Source organism: Actinoplanes lobatus (assembly GCF_014205215.1).
Classification (GTDB): domain Bacteria; phylum Actinomycetota; class Actinomycetes; order Mycobacteriales; family Micromonosporaceae; genus Actinoplanes; species Actinoplanes lobatus.
Genome location: NZ_JACHNC010000001.1, coordinates 2686009 through 2707281, shown reverse-complemented (window position 1 = coordinate 2707281; position 21273 = coordinate 2686009). Strand labels below are relative to the sequence as shown.

The 21273-nt window shown below is 72.1% G+C and carries 19 protein-coding genes; 9 read left to right on the top strand and 10 right to left on the bottom strand.

What is annotated here, in order from left to right; all coding sequences use genetic code 11:
• The first annotated feature begins 285 nt into the window (after positions 1-285).
• A complete protein-coding gene (locus BJ964_RS12505) occupies positions 286-1098 on the top strand; it encodes an RNA polymerase sigma factor SigF (protein ID WP_188120828.1) in 813 nt (270 codons plus the stop codon).
• 100 nt (positions 1099-1198) lie between these two features.
• Positions 1199-1870, top strand: coding sequence for a DedA family protein (locus BJ964_RS12500; protein ID WP_188120827.1), 672 nt, complete (start codon positions 1199-1201; stop codon positions 1868-1870).
• Between the two features lie 63 nt (positions 1871-1933).
• Here BJ964_RS12500 and BJ964_RS12495 read toward each other — a convergent pair whose 3' ends face one another.
• Positions 1934-2806, bottom strand: coding sequence for a hypothetical protein (locus BJ964_RS12495; RefSeq protein WP_188120826.1), 873 nt, complete (start codon positions 2804-2806; stop codon positions 1934-1936).
• A gap of 115 nt (positions 2807-2921) precedes the next feature.
• Here BJ964_RS12495 and BJ964_RS12490 point away from each other — a divergent pair, with 115 nt between their 5' ends.
• On the top strand, positions 2922-3761 hold the full coding sequence (locus BJ964_RS12490) for an SDR family NAD(P)-dependent oxidoreductase (RefSeq protein ID WP_188120825.1): 840 nt from the start codon (positions 2922-2924) through the stop codon (positions 3759-3761).
• Here the strand turns inward: BJ964_RS12490 and BJ964_RS12485 are convergent.
• Both BJ964_RS12485 and BJ964_RS12480 read right to left on the bottom strand, forming a co-directional pair.
• Positions 3758-4864 carry an NHL repeat-containing protein gene (locus BJ964_RS12485; RefSeq protein WP_188120824.1) on the bottom strand — a complete coding sequence of 369 codons (1107 nt, stop codon included), beginning with the start codon at positions 4862-4864 and terminating at the stop codon, positions 3758-3760. The two genes, BJ964_RS12490 and BJ964_RS12485, sit on opposite strands and share 4 nt — an antisense overlap.
• A gap of 6 nt (positions 4865-4870) precedes the next feature.
• Positions 4871-6826, bottom strand: a complete 1956-nt coding sequence (locus BJ964_RS12480) for an alkaline phosphatase family protein (protein WP_229806911.1) — start codon at positions 6824-6826, stop codon at positions 4871-4873.
• Positions 6827-6912: 86 nt separating this feature from the next.
• Here BJ964_RS12480 and BJ964_RS12475 point away from each other — a divergent pair, with 86 nt between their 5' ends.
• Positions 6913-8031 (top strand): glycoside hydrolase family 18 protein, encoded by a 1119-nt coding sequence (locus tag BJ964_RS12475; RefSeq protein ID WP_188120823.1) that lies wholly within the window; start codon positions 6913-6915, stop codon positions 8029-8031.
• Here the strand turns inward: BJ964_RS12475 and BJ964_RS12470 are convergent.
• From BJ964_RS12470 to BJ964_RS12445, 6 genes are all read right to left on the bottom strand, one after another.
• A complete protein-coding gene (locus tag BJ964_RS12470; RefSeq protein WP_188120822.1) occupies positions 8021-8734 on the bottom strand; it encodes a LamG-like jellyroll fold domain-containing protein in 714 nt (237 codons plus the stop codon). The two genes, BJ964_RS12475 and BJ964_RS12470, sit on opposite strands and share 11 nt — an antisense overlap.
• Positions 8735-8773: 39 nt before the next feature.
• The gene (locus BJ964_RS12465; protein ID WP_229806910.1) at positions 8774-9496 is read right to left on the bottom strand and encodes a tetratricopeptide repeat protein; all 723 of its coding nucleotides are present in this window, start codon (positions 9494-9496) and stop codon (positions 8774-8776) included.
• A gap of 123 nt (positions 9497-9619) precedes the next feature.
• The gene (locus BJ964_RS12460; RefSeq protein WP_188120821.1) at positions 9620-10636 is read right to left on the bottom strand and encodes a tetratricopeptide repeat protein; all 1017 of its coding nucleotides are present in this window, start codon (positions 10634-10636) and stop codon (positions 9620-9622) included.
• A complete protein-coding gene (locus BJ964_RS12455; protein ID WP_188120820.1) occupies positions 10633-11544 on the bottom strand; it encodes a cyclase family protein in 912 nt (303 codons plus the stop codon). The genes BJ964_RS12460 and BJ964_RS12455 overlap by 4 nt, the downstream gene beginning before the upstream one ends.
• Before the next feature lie 8 nt (positions 11545-11552).
• Positions 11553-12140, bottom strand: coding sequence for a TMEM165/GDT1 family protein (locus BJ964_RS12450; protein ID WP_188120819.1), 588 nt, complete (start codon positions 12138-12140; stop codon positions 11553-11555).
• 249 nt (positions 12141-12389) lie between these two features.
• The gene (locus BJ964_RS12445; RefSeq protein WP_188120818.1) at positions 12390-13967 is read right to left on the bottom strand and encodes an alpha/beta hydrolase; all 1578 of its coding nucleotides are present in this window, start codon (positions 13965-13967) and stop codon (positions 12390-12392) included.
• Positions 13968-14170: 203 nt separating this feature from the next.
• Between BJ964_RS12445 and BJ964_RS12440 the strand changes: the two genes are divergently transcribed.
• A complete protein-coding gene (locus BJ964_RS12440; protein ID WP_183225273.1) occupies positions 14171-14674 on the top strand; it encodes a hypothetical protein in 504 nt (167 codons plus the stop codon).
• Here BJ964_RS12440 and BJ964_RS12435 read toward each other — a convergent pair.
• On the bottom strand, positions 14643-16250 hold the full coding sequence (locus tag BJ964_RS12435; protein ID WP_229806909.1) for an APC family permease: 1608 nt from the start codon (positions 16248-16250) through the stop codon (positions 14643-14645). The genes BJ964_RS12440 and BJ964_RS12435 overlap by 32 nt on opposite strands.
• 139 nt (positions 16251-16389) lie before the next feature.
• On the opposite strand from BJ964_RS12435, the gene BJ964_RS12430 reads away from it, so the two are divergent.
• The 4 genes from BJ964_RS12430 to pseI all read left to right on the top strand — a co-directional run bounded on the left by BJ964_RS12430 (position 16390) and on the right by pseI (position 21271).
• Positions 16390-18642: a putative bifunctional diguanylate cyclase/phosphodiesterase gene (locus BJ964_RS12430; RefSeq protein WP_229806908.1), complete on the top strand. Its 2253-nt coding sequence runs from the start codon at positions 16390-16392 to the stop codon at positions 18640-18642.
• Positions 18643-18741: 99 nt separating this feature from the next.
• Positions 18742-19803 (top strand): glycosyltransferase family 2 protein, encoded by a 1062-nt coding sequence (locus tag BJ964_RS12425; protein ID WP_188120817.1) that lies wholly within the window; start codon positions 18742-18744, stop codon positions 19801-19803.
• Positions 19800-20258: a GNAT family N-acetyltransferase gene (locus BJ964_RS12420; protein WP_188120816.1), complete on the top strand. Its 459-nt coding sequence runs from the start codon at positions 19800-19802 to the stop codon at positions 20256-20258. The genes BJ964_RS12425 and BJ964_RS12420 overlap by 4 nt, the downstream gene beginning before the upstream one ends.
• Complete coding sequence (pseI, locus tag BJ964_RS12415) at positions 20255-21271, top strand: pseudaminic acid synthase (protein ID WP_188120815.1); 1017 nt, start codon at positions 20255-20257, stop codon at positions 21269-21271. The genes BJ964_RS12420 and pseI overlap by 4 nt, the downstream gene beginning before the upstream one ends.
• Positions 21272-21273: the final 2 nt, after the last annotated feature.

Genomic DNA, 21273 nt, shown 5'->3' with positions numbered 1-21273 from the left:
GCCCACTCGAGGGGGTTTTACGGAGGCCCGTGCGGATCAGTGTGATCGCTGTTCGGAGGGGCATGGAACGAAAATCTTGATGTGCGTGGGGTTTAAGACCGTTTTGTCACGTTAACAGCCTCATACTTTCGGCTAGTGTTCCATCAACCTGTCGTATAGAGTCCTCGTAACCGAACGGCCAAGTGTGCCTGGGCGGCGAACGCTGCCCATAGATATGGATGCCCTGCCGACGCAGGTCCCGAACAGGGACGGCACTGGTGGAGAGGCGCCAGGGAGGACCACGACATGACCGTCACCGACACCTCGACGGCGGTGTCACCGTCGACCACGGCCGGCGCCACGGCTCCGGTCGACAGCGCTGCCGAGTTGCTCGCCGCGATGGCCGCGATGCCGGTGGGACACCCGTCCCGGGCTTCACTGCGGGACCGGGCGATCGAGGCCTGGCTGCCGCTCGCCCGGCACCTCGCCCACCGCTACTCCGGCCGCGGCGAACCCACCGACGACCTCATCCAGACCGCCACCGTCGGCCTCATCAAAGCCGTCGACAAATTCGACCCCGACCGCGGCGTCGACTTCGCCGGCTACGCCATCCCCACCATCATCGGCGAAATCAAACGCCACTTCCGCGACCGCACCTGGTCCGTCCGCGTCCCCCGCCGCCTCCAGGAACTCCGCCTCGCCATCACCGAAGCCAACGCCACCCTCACCCACACCCTCGGCCGATCCCCCACCGTCCCCGACATCGCCACCCACCTCGGCATCAGCGAAGACGACGTCCTCGAAGGCCTCGAAGGCGCCCGCGCCTACAACGCCACCAGCCTCTCCACCCCCATCGGCGCCGACGGCACCACCGAACTCGGCGACACCCTCGGCGGCGAAGACCACGAATACGAAATCGCCGAAACCCGCGTCGCCCTCGGACCCGCCCTCGCCACCCTCGACGAACGCGAACAGAAAATCCTCACCCTGCGCTTCTACGGCAACCTCACCCAATCCCAGATCGCCGACCAGATCGGCATCTCCCAGATGCACGTCTCCCGACTGCTGACCAAGGCGCTGACCAAGCTGCGCGGCCAGCTCGCGCCGGATGCGATCTGACCCGGTTCGCCACGATCGGGGGTGCCGGCTGAGGCCGGTGCCCCCGTCCTGCACCAGTCCTGTGCGGTTACTACTCCCGGCTGCCGCTACCGTTTAGCGGATGCCACCTACTGCCGACCTCCCCGGGTTCCTGCACAACGTGGCCCCGATCCTGGACAGCTGGGGTTATCTGGCGATCGGCGGCGTCATCGTGGTGGAGAGCTTCGGCGTGCCCGCGCCGGGTCAGACCATCATGGTCGCCGGGTCGATCTACGCCGGTGCGGGGCGGATGAACATCTTCCTCGTCGCGCTGATCTCGTTCGTGACGGCGGTGGCCGGCGACAACATCGGGTACTGGATCGGGCTGCGCGGCGGCCGCAAGATCGTGCACCGGTGGGGGAAGTACATCTTCGTGACACCGGCGCGGCTGGAGAAGGCGGAGCAGTTCTTCGCCAAGCGCGGTAACCGGATCATCGTGGTGGCCCGGTTCATCGACGGGCTGCGGCAGCTCAACGGTGTGATCGCCGGGATCACCCGGATGCCGTGGAAGACGTTCCTGCTCTACAACGCGATCGGGGCGGCGCTCTGGGTCGGGTGGTGGTGCACGGTCGCGTACCTGCTCGGCGCCAATCTGGTGCACATCATGGGGCGGGCCCACGAGTACCGGTGGTCGATCATCGGCGTGCTCGGGGCGGCTCTGGCGATCTACGTGACGCTGCACGTGCGGCACGTCCGCAGGCGCCGGGCCCGAACCGCTCAGCTCGCGCTCGAGGAGAGCCAGAGCCAGGCGTGACACGAGGGCGGTTCCCGCCGCCCACAGCGGGAACCGCCCTCGCTTCCATCCCCCAGAGGGTCGTCAGCTCGCCTTCGTCGGCTGTGCGGTCGGCGCCTGGCCGTCCGGCGGCGCCTGGCCGGGGGCCTGCCCGTTCGGCGGCTGGCCGGCCGGGGCGGTGGCGGCGCTGTCGCCGCCGACCGCGGCCATGATGCCCGCGCCGGCGCCACCACCGGCCAGCGCGGCGGCGATCAGGGCACCAGCAAAGATCAACTTCGACTTCTTCGGGGTACGGGCACCAGAAGCCGATCTCGGCGCGGGCGCGTCGTGCACGGTCGGCGCGGCAGTGGTTTCCCAGACAGCCGGGGTGGCGGTCGGGTGCCGGTGCGCGGGCGGGTCGGCATGCGGCCGGGGTACCACGGCACCCCATGCGGGAGCGGCTTCGGCAGCGGCGTTCCAGGTGGGCGCCGGCGGCTCCGCGTTGTTCCAGGCCGGAGGATGCGGCTCGGGGACGGCGTTCCAGGCGGCGGTGGGCGGCTCCGGCGTACTCCACTCGGCAGGGACCCGGTCCGGTATCGGGCCGCCGTTCCAGGCGGCCGTCCGGCCGTCACCGGTCCAGGCGCCGGTGTTGCCGTTCCACCCGGCGGCCGGGTCGGCCTCCGGGCCGTAGCCGGTCCAGCCGGGTGCCGCGGCCTGGTCGGCGGCGTGCTCCCAGGAGGCGTGCGCGCCACCGGAAGCGGCGTGCGCACTGCCGGAGGCGGCGGGGTGCACCGGGTAGTCGGCGTATCCGGCGCCGGGCGTACCGGCGTGGGTCATCCCGGACGGCGACCAGTCGGCCGGGACCGACTGCGGATCGGGCACCTCGGAGGGCCGGTTCGCCCACTCGCCGTGCGAGGTCCGGGCCTGGGCGGAATACCGCGGTACCGGCCCTCGGGCGGACGGATCGTGCTGAGTCATCGGCGCTCCTCGGTCCGGTTTCTCTACTGACGGGGTGAAGATTGCCGAGCCGGGCTATGCGGATCCTGTGCGGTCGTTAGGCACCGGTTGTCAGTCAACGAAGGGAGTCTGGACAGTGCAGCGGTTCGCGTTCGCGGGGCGTACCTGCGTGATCACCGGGGCGGCCGGCGGGATCGGGGCGGCGCTCGCGCTCGACCTGGCGAAGCGGCGCGCCGAACTGGCCCTGGTGGACCGGGACGTCGAGGGACTGGAGCGGGTGGCCGGGCTGGCCCGGGAGCTGGGGGCGGCGGGCGTCACGGCGTACCCCGTCGATCTGAGTGATGGTGGCGACCGCCTGGACCTGGCCGCGGAGATCTCGTCGCGCCAGGGCCCGGCCGATCTGTTGATCAACAACGCCGGGGTGACGCTGATCGGGACGTTCGAGGAGAACCACACCGCCGACATCGACTGGCTGCTGGAGATCAACCTGCACGCGGTGATCCGGATGACCAAGGCGTTCCTGCCGCAGCTGCTGTCCCGGCCGGGCGCGCACCTGGTCAACATGTCGAGTCTGTTCGGGCTGTTCGCGCCGCCGGGCCAGGTGGCGTACGCGACGAGCAAGTACGCCGTCCGCGGTTTCACCGAGGCGCTGCGGCACGAGCTGGCGCCCCGCGGTATCGGGGTGACGGTGGTGCACCCGGGCGGGGTCCGCACCAACATCGCGACGAGCGCCCGGCTCAGCGGAGTCGACCCGGACAGCGAGGAGACCGCGGAGGGCCGCCGGTTCGCCGCGGCGGCGCTGACCCTGCCGCCGGAGGAGGCGGCCCGGCTGATCGTGGCGGCCGTGCAGAACCGGAACCCGCGGTTGGTGATCACCCGGGAGGCGAAGGCCGGCGACCTGCTGACCCGGATCGCCCCGGCCCGCTACTGGGCGATCGCCCAGCGGCTGGGCCGCAGCCGGACCCGGGTGGACTAGAAGCGGGCGAAGCGGGGCCGGTCCAGGCCGCCGATCGTGGTGAAATCGCCGCCCGCGTCGAGGACGCCGATCGGGTCGGTGGCCAGGACACGGACCCCGGCGACGCCGTTGGCCCGCGGGTTCCACTCGGTGAGGCGGCCGTCGCCGGTGACCGCGGCCAGTTTGACGCGTGGCGCCGAGCCGTCCAGGCAGGCGCCCTGCGGTCCGTTGCGGGTGGTGAGGCAGACCCGGTCGAAATGGCCGCCGACGTACGCCATCTCGCCGACCGTGGTGATCGCGGTGGCGTCGCCGTCGAAGACACGCTGCCAGCGGGTCGTGCCGTCGAGGGTGTACGCGACGGCACGGCCGCCCTGTCCGCCGGTGGCCGCGTACACGCCGGTGCGGTTCACCGTGATCGCGTTGACCTCGGCGGCGACGCTGGGCCGGAAGTAGCGGTCGAGGACGCCGGTGACCCTGTCGACGGCCGCCAGGCGTACCGATCGGTGGTCGTCGTTGACCTCGCGGAAGGCGCCGCCCAGGAAGACCTGGCCGCCGGAAACGGCGAGGGTGCGCACGCGGTCGTCGGCGCCGGACCGCCAGCCGGTGTCGACCCGTCCGGTGGCCAGCGAGAACGCGGCCAGGTTGCGCAGTGCGTGCCCGCTGATGGCGGTGAAGCTGCCGCCCAGGTAGAGGCGGCCGGCGCCGATCGCGAGGGCGTACGGGGTGCCGGCGATGTCGTGCCGGAACGAGGTGACGGTTCCGGTGGCCGGGTCGATCCGGGCGATCGAGTCTCGTCTCGCGCCGCCGACCCGGTGGAAGCCGCCGGCCGCGTAGACGGCGCCGCGGGTGGCGGCCAGCGCGCGAACCGTGCCGTCCGCCGGGGGCGCCCAGTCCAGCAGCGCCCCGGTACGCCCGTCGAACGCCGCCAGCCGCTGCCGTGGATAGCTGCGCCCGCCCCACCGGGCCTTGGTGAACCCTCCGCCGACGTACACCGTGCCGCCCAGGTAGGCGATGGCGTACACGGTCCCGTTGAAGGTGGGCGCGGAGCGGGCGGCGGATTCGACGGCCCGGGCCGGGGCCGCGACGGAAAGGACGAGCAGGAGGGTCAGAACGAGCAGTCGCACATGGGCCTAACCCTCCCGGATGGGGGAAAGTCGCGCGATCGCCTCCGACTGCGGGCCGGTCGCGGGTATCGGCGCGGACCGCTCCAGGGTGGCCTGGTCCGGTTGGCGCAAGCCCAGCATGACCAGCCAGTCGAGCAGTTGCCGGTGCACCGCGTCGGGGCCGTTCAGCTCGTGGGTGACCGGCCAGTCGGCGGGGTGGACCAGCATGGCGTCGGTCTGCCAGCCGCCGAGCCCGCCGTGCGAGCCGACCAGTTCCTCGAAGGCGGACACCTCCAGCGTCCCCGGATCCACCGAGCTGATCACCACGAGGTCGCCGACGTGCGCGGCGCTCTGGTGGCGTAGCAGGTCGGCGCGGGTGTGCGGCCCGTACGGCAGGAGCGGGTCGGTCCCGGTGACCGCCCCGTCGAGCAGCCGGTGGATGCCGCCCGGCCCGTACGCCACCGGCCCGTCCTCGTCCTGCACCACCACGAGCCCGATCCCCGGGTGGGCGGTCAGCCCGGTGATCAGTTGCGGGTGGTCGTGCTCGATCGCGGCCCGCCCGACCCGGCGCGGGAACCGGGTCAGGTAGATCATCGACAGGTTGCCGGAGGACACCACCAGCGCGTCCGCGGCCAACTGCTGGACCACCTCGTCGAGGCTCTCGCCGAACCGCTGCCGGAAGGTGGGGCCCTGGCTCTGGCCGTGGTCGGAGAGCACCACGAGGTGGTAGCGGCGGGCCGCCTCCGGGGCGAGGCGTTCCAGCACGCCGAGCATCCGGTCCAGGTTCTCCAGCTGGCGCATCGACTCCGGGCGGGCCGGGCCGGCGTGGTGCGCCACCTCGTCGTAGTCGACCAGGTCGCAGTAGATCGCCGGGACGCCGCGGGCCATCTGCTCGGCGACCAGCGAAACGTTCACGTCGCGCAGCAGCATCGAGGCCGGGCGCAGGGCCAGGAAGGCGCCGGACCGGCTGACCCGGGGCTGCAGGTTGCGGCGGCGCTGGAGGCGGGCCTGGTGCAGCTCGGTGAAGACCTCGGCCACCCCGAGGACGAGGGCGCGGGTGAAGCCGTACGGGGAGGCCATGAACGCCGCCCAGCCCCGGGCCGAGCGGCCGGGCAGCGCCGCGTGGCTGACCGTCAGCAGGTTGGTGACGGCGTCGCCGCTGAACGCGTTGCCGATGCTGACCCCGCCGTCGCGCAGCAGGCCGCGGCCGTCGCTGAGCCGGGCCTCGATGATCGCGGCGTCCCGGGGCCGGTTGGAGACCATCAGCCGGCCGGTGTCCTTCTCGTACCAGCGGAAGCCGGGGATCTGCCGGGTGGCGCCGTGCAGGATGCCGGCCTGTGAGGCGGGGGTGGTCGACGGGAGGCCGGTGTGCCAGCTGCGTGCCGTGTGGCTGCCGGTGCGCAGCCAGGTGCCCAGGACGGGCAGGTTGCCGGCCCGGATCGCCCAACGCAGGACCGGTTCGGCGACCCCGTCCAGCTGCACCATGAGCAGGCCGGGCTCGGTGCCGGCGGGCGGGCGGCGGAGGGCGATGAGGCGGCCGGCGGCGCGGCGGCGGACCCCGCGCATCAGGCGGCGGGCCTCGCGGACGAAGGTGTCGTCGCTGCCGCTGTCGACCATCCAGTCGAGCAGGGCGGCCACGATGACGGCCAGGATCGCGGCGAACACCAGGCTGGGCAGCCCGCTGACCCGGCTGCCCGGGTCGAACCGCAGCGCCACCACCATCACGACGACCTGGGCCACCACGCCGAGCAGCATGGCCGCCCAGCCGCCGAGCGCCGTGATGCCGAGCAGCAGCAGGGGCCGCAGCACCGCGCCGACGGCCGCGACCAGCACCACGAGCCCGAGGGTGTCGACCACGTCGGTGCCGGCCACCCCGGGCATCAGCCACAGGGTGAGGGTGAGGACCACGAACGTGAGGATGGCGCTGCGCAGCACGGCCCGGCCCCGGCGGGCGGCCCAGCGTGCTTGGGTGCGAATGGCCACGAACCGACGATTACACACCGATGCATCCGAACCCGAACGAGGGAACGACGTGCCGCTCACACCGAGGGGCGGATACCTTCGGGCCGATGCGCTTCCGGTCGGCGTTCTTGATCCTGATCCTTCTGCTCGCCGGGTGCGGCGAACCGCCGGCGCCCGTGCCCCAGCCGCAGCCGCTGGTCGTGGCGGGCTATCTCACCGAGTGGAGCGTCTACGGACACGACTTCCGGGTGAAGGACCTGGCGGCCGAGCGGCTCACCCATCTGACGTACGCGTTCGGCCGGGTGACCGGCGGCCGCTGCGCGATGGGTGACGCGTGGGCCGCCCATCGGCGCATGGTCTCCGCGGCGGACAGTGTGGACGGCGTCGGTGACACGGCGGCCGACCCGCTGCGGGGCACCTTCGGTCAGCTGCGCAAGCTCAAGAAGCAACACCCCGGTATCCGGCTGCTGTGGTCGTTCGGCGGCTGGACCGGCTCGGCCGGGTTCACCGAGGCGGCCAAGGATCCGGCCGGGTTCGCCGCGTCCTGCCGGCAGCTGCTCGCCGATCCGCGCTGGGCCGGGCTGTTCGACGGGATCGACGTCGACTGGGAGTACCCGAACGCCTGCGGCACGACCTGCGACGGCAGCGGCCCGGCGGCGCTCGCCGGGATGCTGTCGGCGCTGCGTGCCGAACTCGGGCCGGGTGCGCTGATCAGTGCCGCGGCGCCGGGCGACCTGGGACGGTTGCGGGCCACCGACTACGCGGCGGCGGCCCGGCACGTGGACTGGCTGGGCGCCATGACCTACGACTACTTCGGCGCGGCCGGGAGCGGGCCCGGCACGGCCGCGCCGCACTCCCCGCTCGAGCCCTATCCCGGCATCCCGCGGGAGACCGCCACCACCTCGGCGACCGTGGACGAGTTGCTGCGGGCCGGGGTGCCGGCCGGGAAACTGCTGATCGGGGTCGGCTTCTACGGGCGGGGGTGGACCGGCACGGCCCGGGGGCTGGAGGACTACCGGGTGCTGGTGGGCCGGTGCCCGCCGACCGGGACGCTGGGCGGTACGGCGTACGCCGATTGCGGCGACCAGTGGTGGTCGTACGACACCCCGGAGACGGTCGGCGTCAAGGTGGCGTACGCCCGGAAACGCGAGCTCGGCGGGCTGTTCGCCTGGGAGCTGTCCGGCGACACCCACGACGGCGCGCTTCTGCGGGCGCTCAGCGGGTGATCCGTACCCAGACGTTGTCCAGCACCCCGTTGAACTGGTCGTTGTCCCGGTAGGCGCCCTTCGACCCGATGCTCAGCGGCTGGTCGTTGAAGACGGTGAGCCCGGCCGGGACGATGGTCCGGCCCCGGATCACGTTGTCGACGTAGATCGTGAGCGATGTGCCGCTCCGCTGGCAGCGCACCCGGTGCCAGCGGCCGTCCGCGGTGCTGACCACGCTGCGGGCGATCCGGATGCCGGGTTGCCGGATGTCGACCAGCACGCAGCTGGGATGGCCCGCGGCGCCGTCGATCTGGAGCTTGTACTGGCTGTTCAGGGTGGAGTAGCCCTTCTGGACGATGTTCTGTCCGGGGCTGGTCTGGCCGGGTGGCAGCATCACGTCGGCGCCGAAGGCGATGTCCCGGGTTCCCGGGTTGAGGTCGGCCGAGGTGCCGCTCTGGAGGACGACGTGCGGGCAGACGAGCCGGATGCACTTGCCGGGGAAGGCGACCGCCGCGCCGAGGCCGTGCGCCACGGTACGGACCCGGCCGCCCTGGAAGGAGAGCATCCGCAGGGTGTGCCCGTTGCCCGATTCGTCGGCGAGGGCTCCGGCCCGGGCGTTGAAGCTGTAGTGGGCGATGAGCGCCGGCTCGTTCGCGTGCGCCGGCACGGCGGTCACGACGAGGGTCGCGAGCACCAGAGTCACCGCGGACAAACAAGATCTCATGCCCGAAATAATACTTATGCCCCGTTATAGGGGTCTAAGTCAGGGACGGAACTCCTCCGGACGCGCCGGTTTGCTCTCCTCCTTGCGGCCGAACAGCCGCCAGCCCCGCTTCTTCTTCTCCACCACCGGCACGGCCTCGCCGTTCAGCACGTCCAGACGATGCTTGGCCACCGGGTTCTCCGGCTCCAGCCGCAACGACGTCTGCAACGCCTGCCGGGCCTGATCCACGTGCCCGAGCGCGGCAAGCGTCACGCCGTGCGTGAAGTAGTAGTGCGCCTCGTTCGGATCCAGGCCGACCGCGGTACGGGCCGCCTGCTCCGCGTCACCGAGCTGCCGGTCGGCGGCGACCAGCGCCCACGCCACCCGGTCGTGCCACAGCGGGTTCTTCGGCTCCACGATCACCGCACGGTAGGCCATGCTCATCGCCTCCTCGTGCCGCCCCAGCAGGGTCAGCGCGCGGCTCGCGATGGCCAGCGGGCGCGGGTCGTCCGGCGCCAGATCCACGGCCCGGGTCGCCGCCTCCAGCGCCGGATCCACCTGATCGAGCGCCAGCCGGATCCGGGCCATCAGGATCCAGCCGGGCGCCGAGTCCGGCCGCTGCGCCAGCACGGGCGTCAGCAGCTCGACCGCCTTCTGCGGCTGCATCTGTTCGAACAGGGCCGCGGCACGCGCCACCCCGAGGTCGCCCGGATCGGCGAAGGCCAGCGCGGGGGCGTCGCTGGGGGAGGTCAGCGCCGCTCCGGATTCGCGGTCAGTGATCACGACGCCCTAATCGGCAAAAGCCCAAAGATCTTTAGAGGTACGGGAGTGCACAGCACCGCCCGTACCCCGCGATCTCTCTGCCGGGCCCGGACCGTGCCGCGCCCGCCGGGCGTGAGGGGGTGGTCACCGGGTGGCCGAGGCGGTGAGCAGGCGCACCGCGAAGCCGGCCGCGGTGGCCGTGCCGAGCAGGCCGCCGAGCCAGGAAGCCGGGGCGACCAGCGCGGCCAGCAGCAGCACGAACGCCAGCCCAGCCGCCGCGACGGCGATCCGCTGCCGGCCGTGGGCGAGCAGGCCGCGCAGGTAGACGCGCAGCGACGGATCGAGACGGGTCACGAAGTACCCGGCGTAGGCGAGCGGGACCAGGACCGCCGCGGCGGCCGCCAGCCGGGCGCCGAGCACCGACGACCCGGCCGTCCGCCAGCCCAGATAGGCGAGCAGGACCAGGATGATCGCGGTGTAGACCAGGAACTGGCGCAGCGCCACCTCCAGCAGGAACCGGCTGGCCTCCTGGCGCGGGTCCGCCCGCAGGGCGCCGACCAGCCCGGACGCGCCCCGGGCCAGCCGGGTCAACGCGAACGGATGATGGCCGGCCACGTCGAGGGCGGCCAGCTCGTGCCGGGCCACCGCGTTGTCCGGGGCCAGGCGGAGCGCGTCCCGCAGCGCCTGGCGGGCCCGCTCGGTGAGGTTCAGCTGCTTCATCACCATGGCGTAGGTGATCCGGAAGTCGGCCTCCTCCGGGTCCAGCCGGATCGCCTCGCGGGCCGCGTGCTCGGCCTCCACCGGGTGGTGGCCCTCCTCGAGCAGCGCCCAGGCCAGCCGGTTGTACCGGTACGGATTCTCCGGCTGCCGGTCGGCGGCGGCCCGGGCGGCGGCGATCGCCTCGTCGTGCCGGCCGAGCTCGGTGTGCACCCGGCTGAGCGCGGCCAGCGCGTCGGGCCACTCCGGGGCGTGCTCGACCGCACGCCGGGCCAGCTCGTCGGCGAGGTCGGGCCGTTTCAGGGCGAGCTGGGCGTGGGTCATCAGCACCAGGGCGGTCACATCGTCCGGTTCGGCGGCCAGCAGCGGGCCGAGCAGTTCGGCGGCGGCCGCCGGCTCACCACGGCCCAACCGGATCCGGGCCAGTTCCAGTTCGCGGGTCACGTCTGTGGGTCCTCGACCGGGACGGTGGCGAAGGCCCGGACCGGGAAGGTGCCGAACTCGGCGATCCGCGGCGGCACGGCGGTGAACCGGGCCCCGCACGGCGGCAGCTGACGCAGGTTGGTGAGGTTCTCGACGATCGGGATGCCGGCGGCCAGCAGCAGCGAGTGCGCGGGGCGCTCACCGCAGGTGGCCGGGGACATGTCGTCGATGTTGACCGCGTCGATGCCGACCAGCGCGGCGCCCCGGTCGACCAGGAGCCGGGCTCCGTCAGCGGTCAGGAAGGGCGCGCCGGTGGCGTACGCCGGGGTGGCCCAGTGCCGGTCGCCGCCGGTGTGCAGCAGGACCGCCCGCCCGGCCACCGTGACGTGGGCGAGCATCTCGGCGGTGACCCCGCGCTCGCCGCCGACCGCGCGGACCACCACGGCGGGCAGCCCGGCCAGGCGCTCCAGCGGCAGGCCGGCCAGGTCGGTGCCGTCCGGGTAGCGGTGGAACGGGCTGTCCACGTACGTGCCGGTGTTGCCGACCATGCTGATCCGCTCGATGGAGAACTCGGTGCCGGGCGCGTAGACACCCCGGGACGCCTCCCGGGTCAGGTGCGGGGTGATCTCCGGGCCGGGCAGGCCGGGAAAAGTGACCAGGCCGGCCTCGATGACGTGGCTCAGCTCGACGTATCGCACCCGCTCGACCGGCGTGCGGCCGGCCGCCGGGTGCGGTTCGGCGAGGATCCGGATGCCGCGGACCTCGGCCCGCTCCACCCGCTGCGGGGCGAGCGCGGCCACCAGCAGCGCGGTGACCTCGACCTCGGTGACGTCGGCGTGCGGAATGTCCAGGCGGAACCCGCGCGCCCGCAACTCGCCCCCACCCTCGAGAGCGACCTCGGCGTCGAACTCGGCCCGGTAATCCAGCACGGCTCCCCCTATCGCAACTCGATCACGCCTTCGGTGATCAACCAGATGCCGAAGATAGCGAAGAGTGTGGCAGCTCCGTACTTGATGACCTTTTCGGGCAGATGCTTCCCGAGGTAGCGGCCGACCAGGATGGCGAGCGCGTCGGCGGCCACCATGCCGACCGTGGAGCCGATCCAGGTACCGAACCAGCCGTGCTGGGTGGCCAGGGTGATGGTCGCCAGCATGGTCTTGTCACCCAGCTCGGCCAGGAAGAACGCGCCGCCGACGGCCAGGATGGCCGATCCGGTGGAGCGCTCGGCCTTGCTCTTCTCCTCGGCGGTGAGGACGTCGCCGCGCAGTGTCCAGGCGCCGAAGGCGAGGAAGGCGATGCCGGCGACCAGCGAGATCCAGCCGGTCGGGAGGGTGGTGCCCAGCCCGTAGCCGATGCCGACCGAGACCAGGTGCACCACGGCGGTTGCCACGGTGATGCCGATCAGCACCGGGACGGGGCGGTAACGGGTGGCGAACGTCATCGCCATGAGCTGTGACTTGTCGCCGAGCTCGGCGACGAAGATGACCGCGAAGCTGATGCCCAGCGCGGCGAGGAAACCTTCCAACTTTCCACTCCCGGTGATCACGACCGGGCTCTGGGCGCAGGGCGACCTCGACCCGGCCGTCGATGAATACGGCCTGGTCGAAGGTCTCGCTCGCCTCGTCGGAGGCCGCGCGGCCGGAGCCCGGCGAACCAGGCTCAGTATGTCGACCGCGACATTGGGAGCTACTCCCCTTCGCGTGGTCGAGCATAGCTCACGTCCTGGTCAGCGGCCCGGTGAGGAATCACACCGGGCCGCTGACCGGCCGTCCGCTCAGCGGCCCGCGATGATCCGCTGCAACCGCAGGCGCTCGTTCACCGGAGCGGCGCTCTTGCCGGTGGCGGTCAGCGGGGTGGGCTTGGGGATCGGCTCGCACTGCTTGTCGGAGCGGTTGCCCTTGACCCGGGCCGGCAGCGCGCCGGTGGCCAGGTAGTCGGCGATCGAGTTGTCGACGCAGGCGTCGCCGAACAGCGATCCGGCGTGGGTGGTGCCGTCCACGCCCTCGATCAGGGCCGACCGGGGGAAGAGCCGGCGAACGCGCAGGGCCCCGCTGAACGGGGTGGCGGCGTCCAGGGTCTCGCCGATCAGCAGCACCGGCGGGGCCTTGGCGCCGTCCACCTCGACCGGGCGGCCGGGGTCGCCGGCCCAGTGCCGGCAGGGCGCGTTGTACCAGGCGTTGCCCCAGGTCTCGAACGGCGCCTTCTTGTGCACCTTCCAGTTGTCTCGGGCCCACTTCTTCCAGTCCGACGGCCAGGCGACGTCGGTGCACTGCACGGCCAGGTAGACGGCGTACCCGTTGTCGTTCCCGGCGGTCTGCGGGTGCTCCTCGTCGTAGAGCCGCTTCAGGCCGGCCGAATCCTTCTTGGTGACCAGGTCGGAGAACGCGCGGGCGACCTCCTGCCAGCCGAAGACGTAGTAGCCGGCCTGGAGGAAGACGTCGGTCAGCTCGGCCGGGCCGATCCCCCCGGCCGGTTTGGCCGCCAGCGCGGCGAGCTGCTGGTAGTAGGTCTTCTCCACCTCGGCGGCGGTCTTGCCCAGGTGGTAGACCGAGTCGTACTTGGCGAGCCAGGCGAAGTACACCTTGATCGACTTGTCGAAGGCGACGTCCTGGTCGAGGTTGGAGCGGTACCAGACCCGGGTGGGGTCGACCACGCCGTCCAGGACCATCCGGTGCACCCGCTCCGGGTACCTGGTGGCGTAGACCTGCCCGAGGTAGGTGCCGTACGAGAAGCCATAGAAGCTGATCTTGTCGACCCCGAGCGCGGTGCGGATGCTCTCGATGTCGCGGACCGTGTCCACGGTCTTCATGTTGTCCAGCAGCGCGCCACCGGCCTTGGCGCAGGCGGCCGCGTACGCGGTGGTCTTGGCGTGCCAGGCCTTCTCCACCGCCGGGGTGCTGGGCACGTAGGCCGGCCGGTTGTAGCCCGTGTAGTCGTTGTCGCACGTCAGCTTCGGCGTACTGGTGCCCACCCCGCGCGGGTCGAAGCCGATCCAGTCGTACGCCTTGCCGGCCTGTTTCGGCACGTGCTCGCCGAGCGCCGCCATGCCCAGGCCGGCGCCACCCGGCCCGCCCGGGTTCACCAGGATGACGCCCTGGTACTTGTCCTTGGGCACGGTGGACTTGATCCGCGAGACGGCGATCTGGATCTTCGTGCCCTCCGGTTTCGCGTAGTCCAGCGGGACGGAGAGCTGACCGCATTCGGCGCCTTGTGACTTGAGCGTCGCGTCGGCGCAGGCGCCCCACACGATCGGCGGCGGCGCGTCCCGCGCCGGTTCGGCCCGCACCGCGGTGACCGTGGCACCGACCGTACCGAGCGCGACCGCGATGGCGGTCACCCAGATTCTTTTCATACCAGCCCCTTGTGTCCGATTCACCCCCATGCTGCGGGGCAGTCGGGCACCTATCACCCGCCCACGCCGAGACGCCACCTCATAAGGTACTTTTTCTGATAAGACAGACGATTGCTCCTATAGCTACCGATCCGGCGATCCACTCGGACGCGCCACCGCGGAATCCCTACCGACCGCCGCCCGATTTGCAACTATTGCGAACCATGGACGAGTTCTGGCTCCACCCACGGCTGGGGACGGCAACTCGGGACGGACAGGCGCCTCGGTTCTACCTGCTGGCGCTGCAACATGCCGTACAGACCCTGGACGCGGACCCGCGTTGGCAGCAGTGGTGGCACCGGTCCGGCTTCCTCGACTGTGAACTCGGCATCGTCACCGAGGGCCGGCTCGACCACCTGCGCCCCAGCGCCGACCTCCGGCGCGTCGACGACCGGCTGCGCGCGAACTTCACGTGCGCGCTGCCGCCGGCCGGGACCGCCCGCGACGAGCTGGTCCGGCGGGCGGCCACCGAGGTGCGCACCATGTTCGAGCTGATCCGTGAGGCGCTGGCCCTGCCCGACCTGCCGCCGCCGCCCACCCCGTCGGCCCCGCCGGAGGACGCCGGCGAGGTGCCGGTGACGGCCAAGGGCCTGCCGTCCATCCCGCGCGAGCTGGAGCCGCAGGGCTACCTGACACTCACTCAGGTCCAGGACTTCTTCGGGTCGTGACCCGCTCGGGCCGGTGCGCGCCGGGATCGCGCTGCCGGGGGATCCTCGGCGCCCCGGGCTCGGCGTGCGCGGCGGGCGGGGTGGACGGAGTGGGCGGGGGCGGGCTCGCCGGCGTGATCACCACGGCCGCGCCGGCCAGGCCGATGCCGGCGTAGCGGACCGGGCGCAGCGCACGCAGCAGCAGCGCGTGGCCGACGGCCAGCAGCACACAGCCCAGCAGGCAGCCCGGAATCGCCCGGACCAGCGGATATCCGGCCGGCATGTCGAGCAGGGCGGGCAGGTCGCGGAACGCCAGGACGGCGACCACCCCCAGGGACACTGTGGACAGAACGGGCGCGACGAAACGACCCCAGGCGCGCTCGGGGCCGGGGATCCGGTTCAGGTGCAGCAACGCGGCCACCGCAACGAGCAGCAGCACCAGCAGGATGCTCAGGACGCCGCCGACGATCAGCCAGCGGGCGGTGCGCGGGCCCGGGTCGGCGCCGGCCAGGTAGGCGCCGGCCAGCGTCGAACCCGCGATCAGCGACTGGGTCATCGAGGCGGCGCGCGGCGCGGCCGTCCGGCGACGGACATTTCCCAGTACGGCGGGGAGCACCCGTTCCCGGCCCAGCGCGAACAGGTAGCGGGTGATCACCTGGTGCAGCGCCAGCACGGCCGCCACCACACCGGCCAGCAGCATGAACCGGCCCAGCGTGACGGCCCACGGGGCGAGCCGGTCGGCGGCCAGGTCGAAGAGCAGGTCGGCGCCGCGGACCTCGGCCACCACGGCGGTGCGGTCCGGCCCGGCGGCGACCAGCATGCTCCAGGAGAGGCCGCCGAGCATCAGGGCGATCAGCAGCACCGCGAGGTACCCACCGAGCCCGGCGCTGCGGCGGGGCTGGAAGCCCTCCTCGGCGTACACCGCGGTGGTCTCGAAACCGGCGAAGGCCAGCGCCGCGACGGCCAGCAGCAGGCCGATCGCCGGCCGGTCCAGCACTGTCCAGTCCGTGATCCGGATGGACTCGGCGGTGACCCCGTCGCCGAACGGCTGGAGCACGTTGGCCGCGCCGATCCCGGCGAGCACGGCCACCTGGGCGACCGCGAACAGGCCGATCACCCCGGCCGCCACCTCGATCCGCATGGTGCCGCAGAGCGCGACGATCGCCCAGCAGACCGCCGCCACCGCCCACCACGGCACGCTACGGCCGAGAAAGCTCTGCGCCAGCGGCGCGGCGGTCACACCGGCGAGCGCGTAGAGACCGAACTGGATCGCGTGGTAACCGGCGATCGCGAGCCACGCGGCGGCCATCCCGGCGGGCCGGCCGAGGCCCTTGACCACCTGGGAGTACGCCGCTCCGGCGCTCGGGTACCGCCGGAGCATCGCGGACTGGGCGCCGCAGAAGAGCAGGAGCAGGAGCCCGGCGGCGGCGAACGACCAGGGAACGAGCGGCCCCGCGCCGTCGGCCAGGACGGCCGGGACCACGGTGACCAGGGTGACGATCGGGGCGGCGGCGGCCAGCCCGAGAAAGGCGATCGAAGCGGCGCCGACCCGGCCGGCAGCCAGCCCCGGCGACGGATCCTCCTCGGAGATCTCCACGGGTCCATTCAGTCGCACCCGCCCGGCTTTGACAACCGTACGTATCGACGCACTGACCGTTCGTGACCAGATTGGCACGAACCCCGAACCGCATGCGCGTTTTCCTCAGCTGCGCCCATGCCCCGCCGACTGCAACCAGGTGCTCGCCACCCAGCAACTGACGGACTTCCTGGCCGTCGTAGCCGACCGGCCCGATGAGGCCGCCGCCCAGCGTGCCGCCGTGGAGTGCGCGCAGCGTGCGCTCGGCGCCGATATCGCGGTGCTGACCGTCGAATCCTGCGCGACCGCCGCCGTGGGCCTGCCGGCCGAGGAGGTCCCGCTCTTCGCGCTGACCGCCGACCACCTGCTCGGGCGCCCGTCCACGATGTGGGCCGGCGATGTCCGCTACCACCTGGCGGTCGCCCCGCTGGGCGGCTCGTCCGCCGGCATGCTGGTGATCGGCCGGCGCTCCGGCGCGTTCACCGACGAGGAGGTCTGCCTGCTCCGCGGCATGGCCCGGGTCCTGGAGCTGAGCCTCCAGGCGGTGCACCTGGTCGAGGCCGAGCGCAGGCAGTCCGAGGAGAACGCCCGCCTGATCGACTCGTTGCAGCGGCGGCAGCGTCTGTTCGACGAGCTCAGCTCGGTGCAGCGGACGATCGCGCAGCGCGAGCCGCTGAGCCGGATCCTGGACCGGATCGCCGGGGCGGCCGCCGAACTGCTCGGCGTCGACCTCGCCGGGCTCACCGTGCTGGAGAGCGACGACCCGGGCCGGATGAGCCTGATCGCCGCCGCCGGCATCCCGGACGAGCTGATGGCCCGGATGCAGCGGATCCCGGTCGCCACGCTGGGTGTCGTGGGCCTGGCGATCATGGGCGACGAACTGATCGCGGTGGACGACTACGCGGCCTCGCCGATCGCCGTGCCGGAGCTGGTCCGCTCCCGGCTCCAGAGCGTGATGGCGGTGCCGGTGCACGAGAACGGCGTCGTGGTGGGCGCCATGTTCGCCGGCTCGCACACCGAGCCGCGGGAGTGGGACGAGGCCTCGCGGGAGGTGCTGTCGGCGTTCGCCGAACACGCCAGTCTGGCCGTCACCGACGCCCGGGCGCTGCACGAGATGAACGCCGCGTTCCACGACGCGCTGACCGGACTGGCCAGCCGCTCGCTGTTCGTCACCCGGATGGAGAACGCACTCGGCGCGGACCGTACCGGCGGGATCGCCACGCTGCTGATCGGCCTGGACCGGTTCAAGGTCATAAATGACTCTCTCGGGCACCAGGCCGGCGACCGGCTGCTGGTCATGGTCGCCGACCGGCTGCGTGACTGCCTGCGCCCCGACGACACGGCGGCCCGGCTGGGCGGCGACGAATTCGCCGTGCTGCTGCCGGACGGCGGCACCGCGGACGCCGCCGAGCTGGTGGCCCGGCGGATCGTCATGGCGATGCGGGACCCGTTCGACCTGGACGGCCGGGAGACGTTCGTGACGTGCAGCATCGGCGTCGCGTTCGGGGAACCCGGCACGCACGACGCCCAGGAGCTGATGGTCCGCGGCGACCTGGCCCTGTTCGAGGCCAAGAAGAAGGGCAAGGACCAGTACGCCGTGTTCGACCCGGCCATCCGGGAGTCCTTCAAGCGGCACCTGGAGATGGAGGCCGACCTGCGCCGGGCCGTGCTGCGGCACGAGTTCCAGCTGCGGTTCCAGCCGATCGTGCGGCTGGCGACCCGGGAGATCTCCGGCCTGGAGGCGCTGGTCCGCTGGCAGCACCCGGTACGCGGGATGGTCCCGCCGCTGGACTTCATCCCGCTGGCCGAGGAGACCGGGATGATCGTCCCGATCGGCGAGTGGGTGCTGCGGGAGGCGTGCCGGCAGGCGGCCCGCTGGAACGCGCAGCGCGGCAAGGACGGGCCGCTCACCGTGAGCGTGAACCTGTCGGCCGTCCAGCTGGACCGCGCCGACCTGCCCGGACTGGTGGAGTCGGCGCTCGCCGAGAGTGGGCTGGCGGCGCATCACCTGATCATCGAGCTGACCGAGTCGCTGCTCGTCGATCATCGCGCGGAGATCGTGGAACGGCTCAAGACGATCAAGGCCCTGGGCGTGCGCCTGGCGATCGACGACTTCGGCACCGGCTATTCGTCGCTGGCCTACCTGCGGCGCTTCCCGGTCGACATCATCAAGATCGACAAATCTTTCGTGGACGATGTCGGCGACGTGCCGGCCGCCGCGGCGCTCACCCACGGCATCATCCAGCTCGGCCAGGCATTGCAGCTGTCCACGGTCGCCGAGGGCATCGAGGACGCCGGCCAGCTCAGCGAACTGGCGGACGGCAACTGTGAACTCGGCCAGGGCTACTACTTCGCCGAGCCGCTGACCAGCGACGCCATGCAGGAGCTGCTGTTCCCGCCGCCGGCCGCGTGAGCGCGAAAGCCGTACCGGTAAAGGTTTGTTGATTGGTTTGTAGCGAACAGCCAACCGGTGTTCCCCTCAGCTTCACGTCCGGGGTCGACCGTGGGCGGTATGGATGTTCTGCTGACCGTCGTAGTGCCGGTCTACGCGGTCGAGGGCTACCTCTACCAGTGTCTGGAGTCCCTCCGCGCCGGCCTGTCCGCGGAGGAGAACGCCCTGGTCGAGGTCATCGCCGTGGACGACGCCTCGCCGGACGCCTGTGGCGCGATGCTGGACGGGTACGCCGCCCGCCACGGTGACCTGCGGGTCGTCCACCTGCCCGGCAACGTCGGGCTGGGCCTGGCGCGCAACGCCGGGCTGGCCGAGGCGCGCGGCGAGTACGTGTGGTTCGTGGACAGCGACGACTGGCTGCCGTCCGGCTCGGTCCGGGCCGTGCTGGAACGTCTCCGCGAGACCGAGCCGGACGTGCTGCTCGTCGACCACCTGCGGGTGCACGAGAACGGCCGGTTGCAGACCGACGCCAGCTCGCCGCTGCTGGCCGGATCGGTGGACCTCTCCCGGTTGCTCGGCGTGCAGCACACCGCCTGGAACCGGGTCATGCGCCGGGAGTTCCTGGCCAAGCACGAGCTGCGCTTCCCGGCCGGGTGGTACGAGGACGTCCCGTTCAGCAATCCGGTCCTGATCGCCGCCGAGCGTCTCGACGTGCTCAACCGGGTCTGCTACCACTACCGGGTCGGCCGGTTCGGCGCGATCACGGCGACCCGCAGCGACCGGCACTTCGAGGCGTTCGAGCAGTGGGACCGGCTGCACGCGTGGCTGGCCGCGGCCGGTGTCGCGCCCGCGCTCAAGGTCCGCATGTTCACCCTGATGATCAGTCACCTGCTGGTGGTCGCCGGGAACGAGAGCCGGGTGCACCCGTCCCGGCGCCGCGCCTACTTCCGGCGGATCGCGGCGCTCTACCGGCGGCACCGCCCGGACGGCTACCTGCCGCCGGCCGGCACCCCGGGCCTCAAGCACCGGCTCGTGGCGGCGAACAGCTACACCGCGTACGCCGCCCTGCGCACCGGCTACCGGGTGGCCGGGCTGCGCCGCCGGTCCACTGAACGGACACCCGCGGTTTCCCGGGACGTCCCCGCGCCGCCACGGGCGGTCCAGGGCGCCTCCCTACGTTGACTCCCGTGCTTCGACCCGCCCGTGAAACCGACCGTGACCTGGTCCTCCCCTGGCGCAACCACCCATCGGTACGCGCCGTCAGCCTGACCACGCACGAGATCCGGCCCGCCGAGCACGCGGCCTGGTGGGCCGCGCGCGGCGGCGACGTCCTGATCTACGAGGAGGACGGCGTCCCGGCCGGCGTAGTGATCTTCAACGGCTCCACCTGGTCCTTCTACCTCGACGTCGAGGGGCTCGGCCCGCGCCTGCTACCGGCGTGGATGCGGCTGGAGAAGGAGGCTGTCGAGTACGCCTTCGGCACCCTCGGCCTGGAGACCCTCGGTGGCGAGACGCTCGCCGACAACAAGCAGGTCCTCGCCCTGCACCGGCGATTCGGGTTCCGCGAGACACGCAGATACGAACGGCTGGTCGACGGCGTGCCGAAGACCGTCGTCTGGACGGAGAGAAGCAAATGAGCAGCAGGAAGCCGTACATCGTGGCGGAGATGTCGGGCAACCACAACGGTTCGCTGGACCGGGCCCTGGCCCTGGTGGACGCCGCGGCCGAGGCCGGCGCCGACGCCATCAAGATCCAGACGTACACCGCGGACACCATGACCGTGGACGTCAAGCACCCGCGCTTCCAGATCTCCGCGGGCCACGACCTGTGGGGTGGCGACTACCTCTACCAGCTGTTCGAGCGGGCGCACACGCCATGGGACTGGCACGCGCCGATCTTCGAGCGGGCCCGGGAGCGGGGCATCACACCGTTCTCCAGCCCGTTCGACCGGACCGCCGTCGAGCTGCTGGAGAAGCTGGACGCACCGATGTACAAGATCGCCTCCTCGGAGATCACCGACCTGCCGCTGATCCGGCTGGCCGCCTCGACCGGCAAGCCGGTCATCATCTCCACCGGCATGGCGACGCTGCGCGAGATCACCGCCGCGGTCGAGGCCGCCCAGGGCGCCGGCGCCACCGACATCACCGTGCTGAGCTGCACCGCCTCCTACCCGGCGCCGCCCGGGGAAACCAACCTGCGGCGCATCCCGGTGCTGGCCGAGGCGCTGAAACTGCCGATCGGGCTGAGCGACCACACCATGGGCATCGGGGTGCCGATCGCCGCGGTGGCGTACGGCGCCGTGCTGATCGAGAAGCACTTCACCCTGGACCGGGCCGACGGCGGCGTGGACTCGGCGTTCTCCCTCGACCAGGCCGAGCTGCGACTGCTGGTCACCGAGTCGGAGCGGGCCTGGCAGGCGCTGGGCACCACGGCCATCGGCCCCACGTCGGCGGAGAAGGAGAGCCTGCGGTTCCGGCGCTCCCTCTACGTGGTCACCGACGTCCGGGCGGGCGACCCGGTCACCGAGGAGAACGTGCGGTCGATCCGGCCCACCGGCGGGCTCGAACCCGACCTCATCGGGACGGTTCTGGGGCGGACCTTCACCGTCGACGCGGCCACCGGGACCCCGCTCACCTGGGATCTCGTCTAGAC

Excerpts from the sequence above, each read along its gene's own strand:
- BJ964_RS12495 (WP_188120826.1), bottom strand. The coding sequence starts at position 2,806 with ATGACTCAGCACGATCCGTCCGCCCGAGGGCCGGTACCGCGGTATTCC.
- BJ964_RS12475 (WP_188120823.1), top strand. The coding sequence starts at position 6,913 with ATGCGCTTCCGGTCGGCGTTCTTGATCCTGATCCTTCTGCTCGCCGGG.
- BJ964_RS12445 (WP_188120818.1), bottom strand. The coding sequence starts at position 13,967 with ATGAAAAGAATCTGGGTGACCGCCATCGCGGTCGCGCTCGGTACGGTC.
- BJ964_RS12425 (WP_188120817.1), top strand. The coding sequence starts at position 18,742 with ATGGATGTTCTGCTGACCGTCGTAGTGCCGGTCTACGCGGTCGAGGGC.
- BJ964_RS12505 (WP_188120828.1), top strand. The coding sequence starts at position 286 with ATGACCGTCACCGACACCTCGACGGCGGTGTCACCGTCGACCACGGCC.
- pseI (WP_188120815.1), top strand. The coding sequence starts at position 20,255 with ATGAGCAGCAGGAAGCCGTACATCGTGGCGGAGATGTCGGGCAACCAC.
- BJ964_RS12470 (WP_188120822.1), bottom strand. The coding sequence starts at position 8,734 with ATGAGATCTTGTTTGTCCGCGGTGACTCTGGTGCTCGCGACCCTCGTC.
- BJ964_RS12440 (WP_183225273.1), top strand. The coding sequence starts at position 14,171 with ATGGACGAGTTCTGGCTCCACCCACGGCTGGGGACGGCAACTCGGGAC.
- BJ964_RS12500 (WP_188120827.1), top strand. The coding sequence starts at position 1,199 with ATGCCACCTACTGCCGACCTCCCCGGGTTCCTGCACAACGTGGCCCCG.